The sequence below is a fragment of the Micromonospora sp. WMMD1102 genome (genome assembly GCF_029626265.1).
Lineage (GTDB): Bacteria > Actinomycetota > Actinomycetes > Mycobacteriales > Micromonosporaceae > Plantactinospora.
The window spans coordinates 3628743-3643796 of sequence record NZ_JARUBN010000001.1 but is presented as its reverse complement, the minus strand read 5'-3'; the positions used below and the strand labels follow the sequence as shown (position 1 = coordinate 3643796).

The 15054-nt window shown below is 72.8% G+C and carries 13 protein-coding genes; 5 read left to right on the top strand and 8 right to left on the bottom strand.

What is annotated here, in order from left to right:
- Positions 1-9: 9 nt before the first annotated feature.
- From O7626_RS16295 to O7626_RS16270, 6 genes are all read right to left on the bottom strand, one after another.
- On the bottom strand, positions 10-759 hold the full coding sequence (locus O7626_RS16295) for a VOC family protein (RefSeq protein ID WP_278062013.1): 750 nt from the start codon (positions 757-759) through the stop codon (positions 10-12).
- Between the two features lie 117 nt (positions 760-876).
- Positions 877-2385 carry an alpha-N-arabinofuranosidase gene (locus tag O7626_RS16290; protein ID WP_278062012.1) on the bottom strand — a complete coding sequence of 503 codons (1509 nt, stop codon included), beginning with the start codon at positions 2383-2385 and terminating at the stop codon, positions 877-879.
- A 110-nt stretch (positions 2386-2495) separates the two neighbouring features.
- Positions 2496-4292 carry an ABC transporter ATP-binding protein gene (locus O7626_RS16285; protein ID WP_278062011.1) on the bottom strand — a complete coding sequence of 599 codons (1797 nt, stop codon included), beginning with the start codon at positions 4290-4292 and terminating at the stop codon, positions 2496-2498.
- A 127-nt stretch (positions 4293-4419) separates the two neighbouring features.
- Positions 4420-6117: an ABC transporter ATP-binding protein gene (locus O7626_RS16280; RefSeq protein ID WP_278062010.1), complete on the bottom strand. Its 1698-nt coding sequence runs from the start codon at positions 6115-6117 to the stop codon at positions 4420-4422.
- Between the two features lie 163 nt (positions 6118-6280).
- Positions 6281-7249 carry a hypothetical protein gene (locus O7626_RS16275; protein ID WP_278062009.1) on the bottom strand — a complete coding sequence of 323 codons (969 nt, stop codon included), beginning with the start codon at positions 7247-7249 and terminating at the stop codon, positions 6281-6283.
- A 101-nt stretch (positions 7250-7350) separates the two neighbouring features.
- A complete protein-coding gene (locus O7626_RS16270) occupies positions 7351-8781 on the bottom strand; it encodes a M28 family peptidase (RefSeq protein WP_278062008.1) in 1431 nt (476 codons plus the stop codon).
- A gap of 294 nt (positions 8782-9075) precedes the next feature.
- Between O7626_RS16270 and O7626_RS16265 the strand changes: the two genes are divergently transcribed.
- From O7626_RS16265 to O7626_RS16255, 3 genes are read left to right on the top strand one after another with little or no spacing between them, the layout of a single operon-like run.
- Positions 9076-9471, top strand: a complete 396-nt coding sequence (locus O7626_RS16265) for a GntR family transcriptional regulator (protein ID WP_278062007.1) — start codon at positions 9076-9078, stop codon at positions 9469-9471.
- Positions 9468-10367: an ABC transporter ATP-binding protein gene (locus O7626_RS16260; RefSeq protein ID WP_278062006.1), complete on the top strand. Its 900-nt coding sequence runs from the start codon at positions 9468-9470 to the stop codon at positions 10365-10367. Before O7626_RS16265 ends, O7626_RS16260 begins: the two co-directional genes overlap by 4 nt.
- On the top strand, positions 10364-11341 hold the full coding sequence (locus O7626_RS16255) for an ABC transporter permease subunit (RefSeq protein ID WP_278062005.1): 978 nt from the start codon (positions 10364-10366) through the stop codon (positions 11339-11341). The genes O7626_RS16260 and O7626_RS16255 overlap by 4 nt, the downstream gene beginning before the upstream one ends.
- A 136-nt stretch (positions 11342-11477) precedes the next feature.
- On the opposite strand, the gene O7626_RS16250 is transcribed toward O7626_RS16255, so the two are convergent.
- On the bottom strand, positions 11478-11849 hold the full coding sequence (locus tag O7626_RS16250; protein ID WP_278062004.1) for a hypothetical protein: 372 nt from the start codon (positions 11847-11849) through the stop codon (positions 11478-11480).
- 95 nt (positions 11850-11944) lie between these two features.
- Positions 11945-12931, bottom strand: a complete 987-nt coding sequence (locus tag O7626_RS16245; RefSeq protein WP_278062003.1) for an LLM class flavin-dependent oxidoreductase — start codon at positions 12929-12931, stop codon at positions 11945-11947.
- A gap of 404 nt (positions 12932-13335) precedes the next feature.
- On the opposite strand from O7626_RS16245, the gene O7626_RS16240 reads away from it, so the two are divergent.
- Positions 13336-14379, top strand: a complete 1044-nt coding sequence (locus tag O7626_RS16240; protein WP_278062002.1) for a LacI family DNA-binding transcriptional regulator — start codon at positions 13336-13338, stop codon at positions 14377-14379.
- Positions 14380-14427: 48 nt separating this feature from the next.
- The gene (locus tag O7626_RS16235) at positions 14428-15024 is read left to right on the top strand and encodes a hypothetical protein (RefSeq protein ID WP_278062001.1); all 597 of its coding nucleotides are present in this window, start codon (positions 14428-14430) and stop codon (positions 15022-15024) included.
- Positions 15025-15054 lie beyond the last annotated feature (30 nt).

Sequence of the window (15054 nt, the reverse complement as noted above, 5' to 3'; positions counted from 1 at the left end):
CAGTGCCGCTCAGCTTTGCGCTTCGGCAGCGGCGAGGACACAGAACTCGTGGCCGTCCGGGTCGGCCAGGCAGGTCCAGGGGACGTCGCCCTGGCCCACGTCGAGGTCGGTGGCGCCGAGGGCCCGCAGCCGGGCCACCTCCGCCGCCGTGCCGTCCCCGGAGGAGGGCAGCAGGTCGAGGTGGACCCGGTCCGGCACGGTCTTCCCGCCGGGCCTCCGAAGGAACTCGAGGTACGGCCCGACACCGCTGGCGGAGCGCAGCGCCGCATAATCGTCGGCCGCTTCGTGCAGAGTCCAGTCCAGCGCCTCGTCCCAGAACCGGGCCATCGCCCGGGGGTCCGTGCAGTCGACCACCACCGCGGCGATTGGCCCGGTGTCCCGGTAGACCTCCCGAGGCTCCAGTACGCAGAACTCGTTGCCCTCCGGGTCGGCGAGGACCGTCCACGGCACGTTCTCCTGGCCCACGTCGACGGGCGTCGCACCGAGCGCCTGGAGACGTGCGATCACGTCCGCCTGGTGCGACGCAGAGCTGGTGGCAAGATCGATGTGTACCCGGTTCTTGGTCGTCGTCCTCGGGTCGGGAACGGGAACGACGTTGACACCGACGGCGACCGGGTCCGGCCAGACGAGCCCGCCGCCCGGACCGACGTAGGTCGTCTCGCCGGAATAGGCGGTCCAGCCGAGCGCCTCGGCCCAGAACCGGCCGACCGCCGGGGGGTCGAGAGCCTTGATGTTCACCTGGACAGGTCGCAGCGGCATGCCGGCGATCCTAAAGCGGTACCGGAACGTCGACGATCCGCTCGACGGCGCCGACGTCGTGGTCATCGGGCTGTTCTCGACCAGGGAGGAGCATTACTGAGGGTGACGCCGCGGAGTTCATCCGGCCCGGGTCAGCCGGATCATGTTCCAGGAGAGCGCGGGCAGCACGACGCTCACCCGGCCGCCCTCGACCTTCGGGTCGGCCAGCCGGCTCGGGGTGACCCGCTCCGGCGCGTCCGCGCTGTTCGTCGCCTCCGGGTCCGGGTCGGTGAGCACGACGTGCTCGCCGCCGACCAGTTCGCCGCAGGCCCGCAGGTCAACGTCGAGGGCGAGCGGTTCGCGCTGGTCCCGGTTGACCGCGAACAGCGTGACCGCCCCGGACTCCTCGTCCCGGACTGCGGTGGCGGTGACCGTCGACACCTCGCCGTGCCGGCTGGTGTCGTGCCGCGGCCCGGTCGGCTCGACCCGGAGCACCGTGCCGCGCCCGTGCCGGGAGGTCAGCGCGAACGGGTGGTACGTCGGCTGCACCCAGGCCGCCCCGCCCGGCTCGCTGCGGATCGGCGCGATCACGTTGACGAGCTGGGCCAGGCAGGCGATCTTGACCCGGTCGGCGTGCCGGAGCAGCGAGATCAGCAGGTCGCCGACGACCACCGCGTCCACCACCGAGTAGGTGTCCTCGATCAGCCGGGGCGCCTCCGCCCAGTCGAGTTTCTCCTGGCCGACGAACCGACTCTGGTACCAGACGTTCCACTCGTCGACCGATAGGTTGATCCGCTTGCGGTGCTTGCCGACCGCGCGTACGTGGTCGCAGGTGGCGACCACCGACTCCACGAACTGGTCCAGGTCGACGGCGCTGGCCAGGAAGCTGTCCCGGTCGCCGTCGTGCTCCTGGTAGTAGCTGTGCACCGAGACGTAGTCGACCAGGTCGTACGCCTCCTCCAGGACGGTCGCCTCCCAGCTGCCGAAGGTGGGCATCCCACTGCCGGAGCTGCCGCAGGCGACGAGTTCGATCGAGGGGTCGACCTGGCGCATCGCCTGGGCGGTCTGCGCGGCCAGCCGGCCGTACTCCCGGGCGGTGGTGAACCCGGTCTGCCACGGGCCGTCCATCTCGTTGCCGAGGCACCAGAGCTTGATGTCGTAGGGGTCCGGGTTGCCGTGCTTGCGTCGCAGGTCCGACCAGTACGTCCCGGACGGGTGGTTGGTGTATTCCAGCAGGGTGCGGGCGGCGTCCACTCCTCGGGTGCCGAGATTTACCGCCATCATCGGCTCGCTGCCGACCCGGCGGGTCCAGCCGACGAACTCGTCGACGCCGATCTCGTTGGTCTCGATCGAGCGCCAGGCCAGGTCCAGCCGGCGGGGTCGGGACTCGCGCGGCCCGATCCCGTCCTCCCAGTTGTAACCGGAGACGAAGTTGCCGCCCGGATAGCGCAGCACCGGTACCCCGAGCTGCCGGACCAGCTCCGCGACGTCCCGGCGGAACCCGTGCTCGTCGGCGGTCGGATGGCCCGGCTGGTAGATCCCGGTGTAGACGCAGCGCCCGAGGTGCTCGACGAACGAGCCGTAGAGCCTCGGATCCACCTCGCCGATCCGGAACGCGGGATCGATGGTCAACGCGGCCTGGTGCACGAAACCTCCAACAACCTTCGGAGCGGGTGCATGTTAACGATCACACTGGCCCGATTGTGGCCGCTGGACCTGCGCACCGTCAATCGCTGTCCGACGGCCGTCCGACCGGCTCAGGACGCAGCGTCCGCTGGCGGCCGGGTGCCGGTCCAGGCCGCCCAGAGCGCCGCGTACCGGCCGCCGGCGGCGACCAGTTGGTCGTGCGTACCGGTCTCGGCCACCCGGCCGGCCTCCAGCAGGATGATCCGGTCCGCGGCGGCGGCCTGGGTCAGCCGGTGCGCCACCACCAGTCCGGTACGTCCGTCCAGCGCCCGGGCCGCCGCCGTCTCCAACTGGCGGGCGCCGGCACTGCCGGCCTCGGCGGTCGCCTCGTCCAGGATCGCCACCGGCGGCGCGGCCAGCACGAGCCGGGCCAGCGCGAGCTGCTGGGCCTGTGCCGCCGTCAGCCGGTGCCCGCCGTCGCCGACGACCGTGGCCAGCCCGTCCGGTAGGGCGCGCACCCAGCCCAGCGCGCCGACCCGGTCCAGCGCGGCGAGCAGTTCCTCGTCACCGGCGTCCGGCCCGGCCAGCCGCAGGTCCTCGGCGAGCGGACCGGCGAAGACGTGCACCTCCTGGCTGACCAGCGCGACCGTGCGGCCGGCGACGGCGGTGCCGAGGTCGGAGATCGGTACGCCGCCGAGCCGGATGCTGCCGCCACTCGGCCGGTGGATCCCGGCGATCAACTTCGCCAGCGTGGTCTTGCCGGCCCCACTCGCCCCGACCAGCGCGACCCGCTCCTCCGGCGCCACGCTGAACGTGACGTCGTGCAGTACGTCGTGCCCCGGCAGGTACGCGTGCCGCAACTCTTTCGCCTCGACGCCACCGTCCACCGGCACCGGCCGCTGCTCCGGCTGCCGGGGCGCCGGCAACCGGGTGACGCCGACCAGCCGGACCAGACTGGCGGCGGCCGACTGCGCGTCGTCGACCAGGCTCAGCGCGGCGTTGAGCGGACCGAAGAGGTTGTGGAAGTAGAGGGCGGCGGCCGAGGCCGTGCCGACGGTGACCGCGTCCGCGCGCACCAGCAGGAAGCCGGTCAGCAGCACGGCGGTCAGCCCGACGAACTCGGCCAGGTTGAGCCGCCCGAAGAACCCGGTCATCAGCCGGATCCCGCGCAGCGTCAGCTCGACAGCCGCCGTCGAGCTGCCGGAGACCCGGTCCAGGTGCGGCTCGGTGAGTCGGAACGCGCGTACCGTCCGGGCACCGCCGACGGTGTCCAGCAACTGCTGCTGCTGCGCGCCGTGTGCGATCCGCTGGCTGGCGTAGAGCGGCTGGGCCCGGCGGGCGTACCAGCGGGCGGTGTGCAACTGGATCGGCACCGCGAGCAGCGCGGCGAGCAGGAACCGCCAGTCGAGTACGGCCAGCCCGACCAGGGTCAGCCCGATGGTCAGGCCGGAGCGGGCGAGCTGCGGCAGCGCGGTCCGGACCGCCTCGGCGATGACTGTCACGTCCCCGGTCACCCGGGCGGTCAGGTCGCCGGAGCCGGCCCGCTCGACCTGGTCCAGCGGCAGGTCCAGGACCCGGTCGATGAACCGTTCCCGCAGGTCCGCCAGCATCCCCTCGCCGAGCCGGGCGACCTGGGAGAGCCCGAGCGCCAGCGTGATTCCCTGGACGACCGCGACCAGGCCGAGCAGTACCGTCGGGGTGGTGATCGCGCCCGGCGGCCGTCCGGTGACGACCAGGTCCACGATGTGCCCGAGCAGCGGCGCGGTGAGCAGCCCGACGGCGGTGGAGCCGACCAGCAGGCCGAGGGCGCGGACGGCGAGGAACCGGCGTGGCCGCAGCAGCTCCGCCAGGGTGACCCGGACCTGACGCCCGGTCGCCGCCGGCAGCAGCTTGCGGGCCGGTCGACCCGCTCCGGCGGCTTCGCTCATCGGTTGGGTCTCCCTGTCAGCCCGAACCGTGCCACGGCGCCGTGCACCGCAGCACCGATGTCCTCGATCCGTGCGCTGGCGCGGTGCACCGCAGCACCGGTGTCCTCGACCCGGGCGACGGCGGCGCTCACCCGAGCACCGATGCCCGGTAGCCGTCGTCCCGCCGGACCAGCTCCGGATGGCTGCCCTCGGCCCGCACGGCGCCACCGTCGAGCAGCACCACCCGGTCGGTGACCGCCAGCAGCGTCGGGCTGGTTGTCACCAGCACGGTGGTCCGGCCCTGCCGCAGCTCCCGCAGCCCGGCCGCGATCCGGGCCTCGGTGGCCGCGTCGACCGCCGTGGTCGGGTCGTGCAGCACCAGTACCGGTGCGTCGGCGGCCAGTGCGCGGGCCAGGGCGACCCGTTGGCGCTGCCCGCCGGAGAGCGAGCGTCCCCGCTCGGTGAGCAGGGTGTCCAGGCCGTCCGGCAGGGCGCGGGCCACCTCGTCCACGTCGGCGGCGCCGATCGCCCGGCGTACGCCCTCGGTCCGGGCGAGCGCCGGGGCGGCGACGTTCTCCCGCAGGGTGCCCTCGAACAGGTCGGCGTCGTGCGGCGCGACCAGGATCGCGGCGCGCAGCCGCTCGGGGTCCAGGGTGTGCAGCCCGACACCGTCCAGCTCGACGGTGCCGGCTGCCGGGTCGACGTCCCGGGCCAGGCAACGCAGCAGGTCGTCGGCGACGGCCGGATCGGTCGCCACCACGCCGAGCAGTTCGCCCGGAGCGGCGTGCAGGCTGACGCCGCGCAGTGTGCCGTGGCGGACGTCCCGCAGCGCGACGCGGCCGACCACCGGAGTGGCGGGGGAGCCGTCCCCGTCGGGCGTCGACGCTACCGCGCCGAGCACCGAGGCGATCCGGTCGGCGGAGGCGCGGCCCTGGGCGAACTCGGCGGTCACCCAGCCGAAGGTGGCCAGCGGGCCGAGCAGGAAGAGGGCCAGGCCGACCGCCGCGACGAGCTGCCCGACGGTGAGCTCGCCGGCTGCGGCCAGCCGGCCGCCGAGCAGGCCGACGGCGGCCACGAAGAATCCGGTGATGACGAGCAGGGTGCCGTCGTACCAGGCCTGGGCCTGGGCCGCCCGGACGGTGGCGGCCAGCGCCTCCCGGCTGGTCCGCCGGTAGCGCCGGGCCGCCGCCGGTGCCGCACCGAGACCCTTGAGTACGCGCAGCCCGGCCACCAGGTCCGCGGCCACCCCGGAGGCGTACGCCGCCTTCTCCTGCTCGGCGTGGCTGCGCCGCTCCAGTGGCCGGCCGAGTCGATGGGCGAGCCAGAGCAGCAGCGGCGCACCGACCAGCACCAGGAGCCCGAGCGGCACCGAGACCACCAGCAGGGCGACGCCGCCGACCAGCAGACCTGTCGACGCGCCGATCGCGGTGGCGAGCGCCCGGTTCACCGCACCGACCCGGTCGGCGTCCCCGGTGGCGGTGGCGACCAGCGCACCGGGCAGCCGCCCCGTCTCCGCTCCGCCCCGATGGTCGAGGATCCGTCGGGTGAGTGCGATCCGCAACCGGTGCGCGGCCTGCTCGACGGCGCGTTCGCCGGTACGGGCGCTGAACCGGAAGCTCGTCGACAGCACCGCGAACACCACACCGAGTACGCCGATCCAGCCGATCAGGTCGACCAGGCCGCCCCGCCCGACGGCCCGGTCGATCACGACACCGATCAGCACCGGTACGAGCGCCTCGCCGGCCTGGTGACTGGCGCTCAGCCCCGCACTGGCGAGTACGTGCCGGAGTTGGCCGGTGATGGCGCCCGTCAGCACGGTACGCGCCGTGGGACTGCCGGTCCGCACGCTCGGCTCCTTCGCTCGACGGGGGCTGAAGTAGTCAGGACGAGTTGAAGGTTAGGCTAACCTACCGCTGGTTCCGTCCCGACTTCCGTCGCCCGGCACCGCCGCCGGACCGTCGGGCGGCGACCCTCTCCCGGATCGTCGGGCCGCCACCGCTGCCGGATCGTCAGGCCAGGAAGATGATCGTGATCCCGATCACCACGTCGACGACCCCGCACCACTCGGAGAAGCCGCGCGGGACCACCCGGTTGGCCCGGTGGTGGGCGTAGTCCCACCCCGCGTGGACGAGCCAGCCGGCGCCGACCAGATAACGGCCCAACTCGTCCGGCGTCAGTAGCGCCGCACCCACCAGGAACAGGTAGAAGACCAGCCCGGCGAGTTGCAGCGCGAGGATCCGCCGGTCGCCGAACTGCCGACGTACCGTGCCGATCACCAGGTAGCCGACCGGGAGGACCAGCATCACCCAGGCGTCCAACACGGCGGGGTCGGCCCAGTTGTCGACGGTCATCAGCAGGGCCAACCAGGTGGGCCAGCGCCGCTTCAGCCACTCCACGACCCGTCCCGTGCGGCCGGGGGCCGCGTGACCGGCACTCGCGTGACCGGCACTCGCTCCACCGGCGGCGACGTGACCGGCGGCGGCGTGCGCGCCGGTGTACTCGGGCAGCCGGCGGAGCATCACGAGCAGCATGGCGGGCAGCATCAGCAGGTGACCGGCCATCGTCAGGAACCCACCGTCCACCGCCCCGACCCAGTACGGCGGCAGGAAGAGCAGGAACGGCAGGTACATCGCGGCGCCCATCTCGGCGACCGGAGCCCACCGGTGGCCCCGGTGACGCATCCAGACGGTCATCGCCAGCGTCATGTTCGTGGCCATCACCAGCGCGTCGACGTCGGGGCGGTCCAGCATCCGGGCCGCGTCGAATCCGGTGGTGGCGTCGACGGCGGTGGCCAACGCCTCCCACGCCGGACCGAGCAGCAGCATCCCGAGGAGCATCGCGACGACCATCTCGGCGAAGTGTCGGAGGAAACGGCCGGTGGCGCGCCAGCGGGGCGTCCCAGAGGTGCCGGCCGCCTCGTGAGGGGTGGCGGTGGATTCGGTTGTCCGGACCGTGCCGTCCGGGATCGTCGATCTCATGGATCCAGGCTGTCGGCGCCGCGGCTCGACCGGCAGGCGTGCGCCGCACGGTTCGACCATGCGGATCGCATGGTCCGACCGTGCGAGCGGTCGGTCGAAGGTCAGGGTTGCCGGGCGGTGGCGTACGCGGCCGCGCCGATCAGTTCCAGCGACACCTGTAGCCGGGACAGGCTGACGTTCTTCTCGATAGTGTCCTCCGGGCTGTGGTAGGGCGGCTCCAGCAGCGCCGGGGACTCCTCGCCCCGCCAGGAGAAGTTGGCGCTGGCGATGCCGACCTCCTGGAACGACTGGTGGTCGCTGGAGCCGCGCCGGGTCACCGCCGAGATCCTGGGTTGGTAGCCGAGCCGGGTCGCGGCGGCGGCCACCTCTTCGGTGGCCCGGTTCGGCACGCCGTCGAAGGAGAGCAGCCAGTACCGGGTCGCCGGATCCCAACTCGTCGCCACCATGTCGTTCTGGTAGACGGCCACTATCCGATCCCGCTCGGCCTGCGGAAGTTGCGCCACGTAGTAGCGGGAACCGAGCAGCCCCTGCTCCTCCGAGCCCCACAGTCCGAACCGGACGGTCGCGTCCACCGGCAGGCCGCGCAGGACCCGGGCCAGTTCGAGGCAGAGCACCGTACCCGAGCCGTCGTCGTTGGCGCCCGGTGCGCCGATCACGGTGTCGTAGTGCGCGCTCACCATGACCACCGGCCCGTCCTGCCCGCCCCACCGCGGCGCCCGCTCGGCGAGTACGTTGTGCGAGGTGAGCCCGCGGTGCGCCGAGGTGGCGACGGTCAGGGTCAGCGGGCGGGCGGCGAGCCGCTGGCGCAACCGGTGCTTCTGCGCCTGGGCGACGCCGACCACCGGGAGCGGCACCGGTGCGGTGGCCGAACCGGGCAGCGATGGTGCGAACGCCTGCGCCCGGCGCGGCTCCACCAGGTCTGCCGGCAGGAAGACGACCGCGGCGGCCTGCCTGGCCACGGCGGTGGCGACCAGCGCCGCGCGTTGCGTCGCGACGTAGTCGACGAGGACGACCTTGCCGGCGACGTCCGCCGGGTAGTCCTCCGGCGCCCCGGCGCCGACGTCCACCACCGGACCGGTGACCCGGGTGTCGAGGGCGGCCTGCGGTGACGCTCCGACCTGCCAGTCCAGGTCGTCGGGCAGGCCGGGACGGGAGCTGAGCTGGCCGAGGAACTTGTCGGCGACGGGGAAGGGCTGGAGGGTCGTCCGGTAGCCGAGTTCGTCGGCGAGGTACCGGGCGGCCGTCCGTTCGGCGGAGGTGCCGCCGATGCGCGGTCCGATCCGGCCGGAGAGATGCCGCAGGTGGTGCAGGGCCCGCCGGGCCGAGACCCGGCCGGCGACCAGCCGGTCGTGCGCGCCCAGGTTCGGTGGACGGACGGCGCCGGGGCGCTGGTCGGAGACGGCCCAGGTTGGGCTGGTGGTGGCGAGGGCGGCCGCACCGCCCAGGCCGAGTGCGAGTGCCCGACGGCGGCTGGCCGCGACCCTGGCCGGAAGCTGGGCGCCGGCGGCGGGAAACTCGGAGCGACTGTCCAATCTGGTCCTCCTGGTCGGCCGGTCCGGGATCCGAGATCATCGGCGCGGGCCGGCGGGGGCGGAGACAGGCGTCGAGACCGTGCTCACGGTGCGGGAATCCGGGGTTACGGTGCAGTGAATGTAGTCCCGACCGGGGACCGGACTCAAGATCGATCCAACGGCTGCGTCACCGGCCCGGCCCGTGCCGCCGGCTGTGGTTACCGGCCAGGCAGCCGCGGTCGGGCGGCGCGTCGGCGCTCTTGACCGCCAACTTACTGCTTTACTATGAAACTAGTGAAGCGGTAAGGAGCTGCCGTGTTCGTCTTCCGGCTCGACACCCACTCCGGCGTGCCGCCGTACCTGCAACTCGTCCAGCAGGTCCGCCAGGCGGTGCTGCTGGGCTTTCTCCAACCCGGTGACCGCCTCCCGCTCATCCGCGAGGTGGTCGAGGACCTGGCGATCAATCCGAACACCGTCGCCAAGGCGTACCGGCAGATGGAGCAGGAGAACCTGGTCACCGGCCGGCCCGGCCAGGGCACGTTCGTCAACGAACAGCAGTCGGCCGTGATGTCCGCATCGACGTACACGTCGCTGCGTCGCGGCCTGGCGACCTGGCTGCGCCGCGCCTACGCGGCCGGCCTCGACGAGCAGGCGGTCGACGCGCTTTTCACCTCCGTCCACCAGCAGACGAGGAACGAGGAAGTGGCGTGACAGCGACCGAGTTCGCACTGCGCACCGACGCTGTGGGTAAGCGGTACCGGAAGGGCTGGGCGCTGCGCGACTGCACCCTGGCCCTGCCGGCGGGCGGCGTGATCGCCCTGGTCGGGCCGAACGGCGCGGGCAAGACGACGCTGCTGCGTCTGGTCGTCGGGTTGCTGGCCCCGAGCGCCGGCACGGTGGAGGTCCTCGGCCACGACGTCACCGCCAGCACCTCGCAAACGCTGTCCCGGGTCGGGTTCCTCGCCCAGGACCACCCGCTGTACAAGGGCTTCACCGTCGCCGAGATGCTCCGCTTCGGCCGGGCCTGCAACCTGCGGTTCGACCAGGGGCTGGCCGAGCGCCGGCTGGCGAAGCTGGGCATCCCGCTCGACCGCAGGACCGGTACGCTCTCCGGCGGTCAGCAGGCCCAGGTCGCGCTGGCTCTGGCCCTGGCGAAGCGGCCGGACCTGCTCGTCCTCGACGAGCCGGTGGCCAGCCTCGACCCGCTGGCCCGGCACGAGTTCCTACAGGTCCTGATGGGCGCGGTGGCCGAAGGCGGGGTGACCGTCCTGTTCTCCTCCCACGTCGTGCACGAGCTGGAGCGCGTCTGCGACCACCTGGTCGTGCTCAACCACGGCCGGGTCACGCTCACCGGTGACATCGCCACCCTCCTCGCCGAGCACCGGCTGCTCGTCGGCCCGCGTACGGCCACCGACCTCGACCGGGCCGACACCGTCGTGCAGGCCGTGCACAGCGACCGGCACACGACCCTGCTGGTACGCGACGGCGCGATCCCGGCCGCGCCCGGATGGCAGGCCCAGCCGGTTGCGCTGGAGGACCTGGTGCTGGCCTACCTGCGCCGGCCGTCCGAGTCGAGCGCCGAGGTCACGTCGCGGGTGCCGGCATGACGTGGTTGATCTGGCGCCAGCACCGGACCGAGGTCTGCGTCCTGGGTCTGCTCCTCGGCATGTTCGGCGTCGCCCTGCTCGTGCTCGGGACGCAGGCCCACGACCTGTTCCCCGGCGGTCCCGCCCGGTGTGCCGGAGAGGCCGGTGTCGACGACGCCTGCGCGGCCTCCTTCCGCCGGCTCGACGAGGAGTACGGGTACGTCGAGAACCTCCTGGCGGGCTTCTACCTGGTCCCCGTTGCCATCGGTGCGTTCCTCGGTGCGCCGCTGCTCGCCCGCGAACTGGAGGGCGGCACCTGGCAGCTCGCCTGGACCCAGGCCGTGCCGCGGCTGCGCTGGCTGGCGGCCAAGCTCGTGGCACTGGCCGGCGTCACCGTCGTGCTCACCGGGATGTTCACCGCGGTACTCACCTGGTTCCGTCAGCCATTCGACGCGTGGGAAGGGCGGTTCCAGTACGACGCCTTCGACGTGGAGGGACTTGTTCCGGTGGCGTACGCGCTGTTCGCGTTCGGCGTCGCCACCGCCGCCGGGGCGATCCTGCGGCGCAGCCTGCCCGCGTTCGGCGTCGCGTTCGGGGCGTTCCTCGCCGCCCGGATGTCGGTGGCGCTGTTGGCCCGTCCCGCGTACGCCACCCCGCTCACCACCATGGAGCCGGTCTCCGTCGACGGCGCGAAGGACCAGGCGGGGCACCGGCCCGTGCCCGGCAACGCATCCTGGGTAATCGAACACGGCTATGCGGACGCCACCGGGCGCAGGCTGAGCCGGACCGAGTACTACGAGCTGGAGGGCGCCGCCAACCAGGCCGGCACCAACCTCAACCAGTTCTTGCACGCGCGGGGCATCCAGCAGTTCGAGGTCTACCACCCGGCCGACCGGTTCTGGACCTTCCAGCTCATCGAGGCGGCCCTGTTCGTCGCCGTCGCGGCGGTCCTGATCGGTGTGGTGGTGTGGCGGGTCCGGCGCCGTATGATCTAGCTTGCTCCTAACCGACGGTGGACGTGTGACTACCCTGGTCGGTCGTGCCGGCAGCCCCTGGTCGATCATCCCCTTCTCTTAGGGAAGAGGATCGATACCAGGGGCTGTCTCGTGGTGTTGTTCCGGTAGGCCCGCCTTAGCCGGGCTGGCCGGGCTCGCGGGCTGGGCCGGGTTCGTCGATCTCGGCCTCGCCGGGGCAGGCGACCGCGTCCAGGTAGCAGTTGACGAGCTCGGTCGGCGCGCCGGCCTCGAGCAGCAGGTCGACGGCGTTGATCGCGAACCAGTTGTCGGCGACGGCGTGCATGGCCGCGGCCTGGGCGAGCAGGTCGGCATCGGCGGCGAGGTCGGCGAGCTCGGCTAGGGCGGTGGCCCGGACCAGGCCCTCCCGATAGCCACCGGCGTAGTCCGTGGCGATCCGGTGCACCCGGGCGAGGACGAGTCGGCGGTCGGTGGGCTGGTGGGCGGCGAGGCGGGCGGGGCCGCCGGCCTGGTCTCGGCTGTCGTACACCTCGATATTCTATCGTACATGTGTTCGAATCGGGTGCCCGGAAACGATGGCGGCGCACCGTGTCCACACTGGCCGGGAGGGCGTCGAGGCGCAGCTCAGAGCCGCTGTCGCAGCCGCTCGACAAGGCCGGCGAAGCGCTCCGGCGCGGCGCCGCCGTCCGGCGCGGCCACCTGTAGGGCCAGCACGTCCGGGCGGAGCCGGTCGAGCAGCAGTTGGCAGAAATCGAGGAGTTGCCGGGGCTCGCCGACGCGCCGATAGCTGGCCAGGATCGCATCCCGGCCCATCCGGTCGGCTCGCTGGCGAAGCTGCTCGGGGCTGGACGCCGACAGCCGGCCCGGAGTACGCAGCCCGCGCCAGGGGCGGAGTGCCCGGAGCGCGTCGTCGTCGCTGTCGGCGAGTACGACGAAGGTGCTCAGCACCACCCGCGGTGGCGTACGTCCCGCCGCGCCGGCCGCCGCCCGTGCCACGTCCACCACCTCCCGTCCGGTGCGTTCGGGGTCCTTGACCGAGCTGACCACCCCGTCGGCGAGCCGCCCGGCGGTCGCCGCCGAGCGGGGACCGGCCGCCGCCAGGTATACCGGCACCCCGGTCAGCGGCGGACTGTGCAGCCGGAACGACGGGACGGGATAATACGACGCGTCCGGCCGCCGGACGGTCTCGCCGGCCAGCAGCGGCCGGAGCAGTCCGATTGCCTCGGTCATCCGGGCCAGCCGCTCCGGGTACGCCGGGAACCGGCCGAGCGGCGCCTCGTTGATCCCCTCCCCGGTGCCGACCCCGAGGGCGAACCGGCCGCCGGAGAGCCGGTCGAGCGTGGCGGCGGCCTGGGCCACCAGCACCGGATGCTGACGGAACAGCGGGCAGGCGACCGCCGAGACCAGGGTGGCCCGCCGGGTCGCCGCGGCGATCGCGCCCAGGGTGGCCCAGCCGTGCCCGGCCGACCCGGCGTCGTCCACCCAGGGCTGGAGATGGTCGGAGACGAGCACGGCGTCGAAGCCCGCCTGTTCGGCCCGCCGGGCCTGGGTCACCAGCGACTCGGGCTGCCACTCCTCGTGGCCGAGAAACCAGCCGAACCGGGCCACCATGCTCCTTCGGTCGTGGTCGTGGTCGTGGTCGTGGTCGTGGTCGCGGTTATGCGCGATTACCGGCCGCGATCACGGCTGCGGTTACGGTCACGACCGCGATCAGGATCGCGACGGCACCGGTGATCTGGACCCCGCCGGAGGTGTCGCGGTGCCGCGAACGGCTTTGACGACCTCGGATCCCGACGGCATCGCCTCGGTGTCGCGCCGGTTTCCACCGTCCATGGTCAGATCGCTGCCGGAACGGGCCGGACGGCCGGGACCGAAAGCAGGATCGAAACCATATCATCATCGATGTAACAACCTCGGTGAGTGGCGTCGGCGCGGTGCATCGGCCGGGCACGGGTCGGTCCGGCAGCCGCCTACCCTGGCCCCACCTTGATCGATGCAACGTCCGGGAGCAGACCATGAGATCCCACAGCCGCGACCTAGGAAGGCCCACCCTGAGCGAGGTCGCGGCTCGCGCGGGCGTCGGGCGGGGCACCGCCTCCCGGGTGGTGAACAACTCCTCACAGGTCAGCCCGACGGTCCGGGCGGCGGTGTTGGCGGCGGTCCGCGAGCTGGGGTACGTGCCGAACCGTGCCGCCCGGGCTCTGGTCACCCAGCGGACCGACTCGGTCGCGCTCGTCATCTCCGAGTCCGGTGAGCGGGCCTTCGGCGAGCCGTTCTTCGCCGGTATCGCCCGGGGGGTCAGCGCCGGCCTGGCCGACACCCCGCTGCAACTCTGGCTCTCCTGGATCCAGTCGCCCGGCGGGCGGGAGAAGATGGAGGACCAGCTCACCGACCAGCACGTCGACGGGGTGATGCTGATCTCGCTGCACGACGCGGATCCGCTGCCCGGCCTGCTGATGCGACGCGGACTGCCGACCGTCCTGGGTGGACGTCCGGCCCGGATGCTCGCCGCGGACGCCCAACCGGCGTACTTCGTGGACGTCGACAACGCGGGCGGTGCCCGGCAGGCGGTCGAGTACCTGCTCGGGATCGGCCGGCGGGCGGTCGCCACGGTGGCCGGGCCGCAGGACATGGGCGCCGGGGTGACCCGGCTGGTCGGTTACCGGGAGGCGTTCGCCGCGCATGGCCGCCCGGTCCGCGAAGACCTCATCGAGTACGGCGACTTCAGCGCGAACAGCGGCCTCGCGGCGATGCGCCGACTGTTGGAGCGTCGGGCCGACCTGGACGCGGTCTTCGCCGCTTCCGACCTGATGGCGCTGGGGGTGATGAAGGCGCTGCACGAGGCCGGCCGGCGCATCCCGGAGGACGTGGCGGTGGTCGGCTACGAGGACTCCTCGCTGGCGCTGCACGCGAACCCGCCGCTGACCTCGGTGCACCAGCCCGTGATCACGATGGGCACGGAGATGGCGCGCCTGCTGGTGGCGCAGATCCGGGGCGACGAGATTCCCTCGCCGGCCGTCTTCCTGGACACCCATCTGGTCCGCCGGCAGTCGGCCTGACCCGGCCGTGCCGGGGGCGGACGGGCGGGCATCGGTTACCGTCGGGCGATGATGCCGGACGTGGACGCCTGGCAGCCCTGGCCTCCGGCCGTGGTCGCCGACCGGCTGGCCGGCCTGGACGTGCCCTGGTGCGTCGCGGCGGGTTGGGCAATCGACCTGTGCCGTGGTGAACCCTCCCGGCCGCACGACGACCTGGAGATCGCCATCCCGGCGGACCGGTTCGACGAGGTGCGGCAACGTTTCGCCGACTGTGACTTCGCCGTACCGCACGACGGCCGGCTGATCTCGCTGACTTCCGAGTCGATGCGGACCAGCCACCAGACCTGGGCCTACGAGCGGGCGATCGGGCGGTGGCGGGTGGACGTGTTCCGTGAGCCGCACGACGGGGAGGTCTGGATCTGCCGGCGCGACGAGCGGATCCGCCGCCCGTACGCCGAGATCGTCCGGCACGATCCGGCTGGCGTCCCGTACCTGGCGCCGGAGGTGGTGCTGCTGTTCAAGGCGAAGGCCGTCCGGACGAAGGACGAGGCGGACTTCGCCACCGCACTGCCGCTGCTGGACGATGCCGCCCGGCGCTGGCTCGACGACGCACTGACCCTGGTGCACCCGGTCCATCCGTGGCGGGCGAGACTCCGTACCGGCTGACTCCGTACCGGACAGCAGCACGGGACGGCA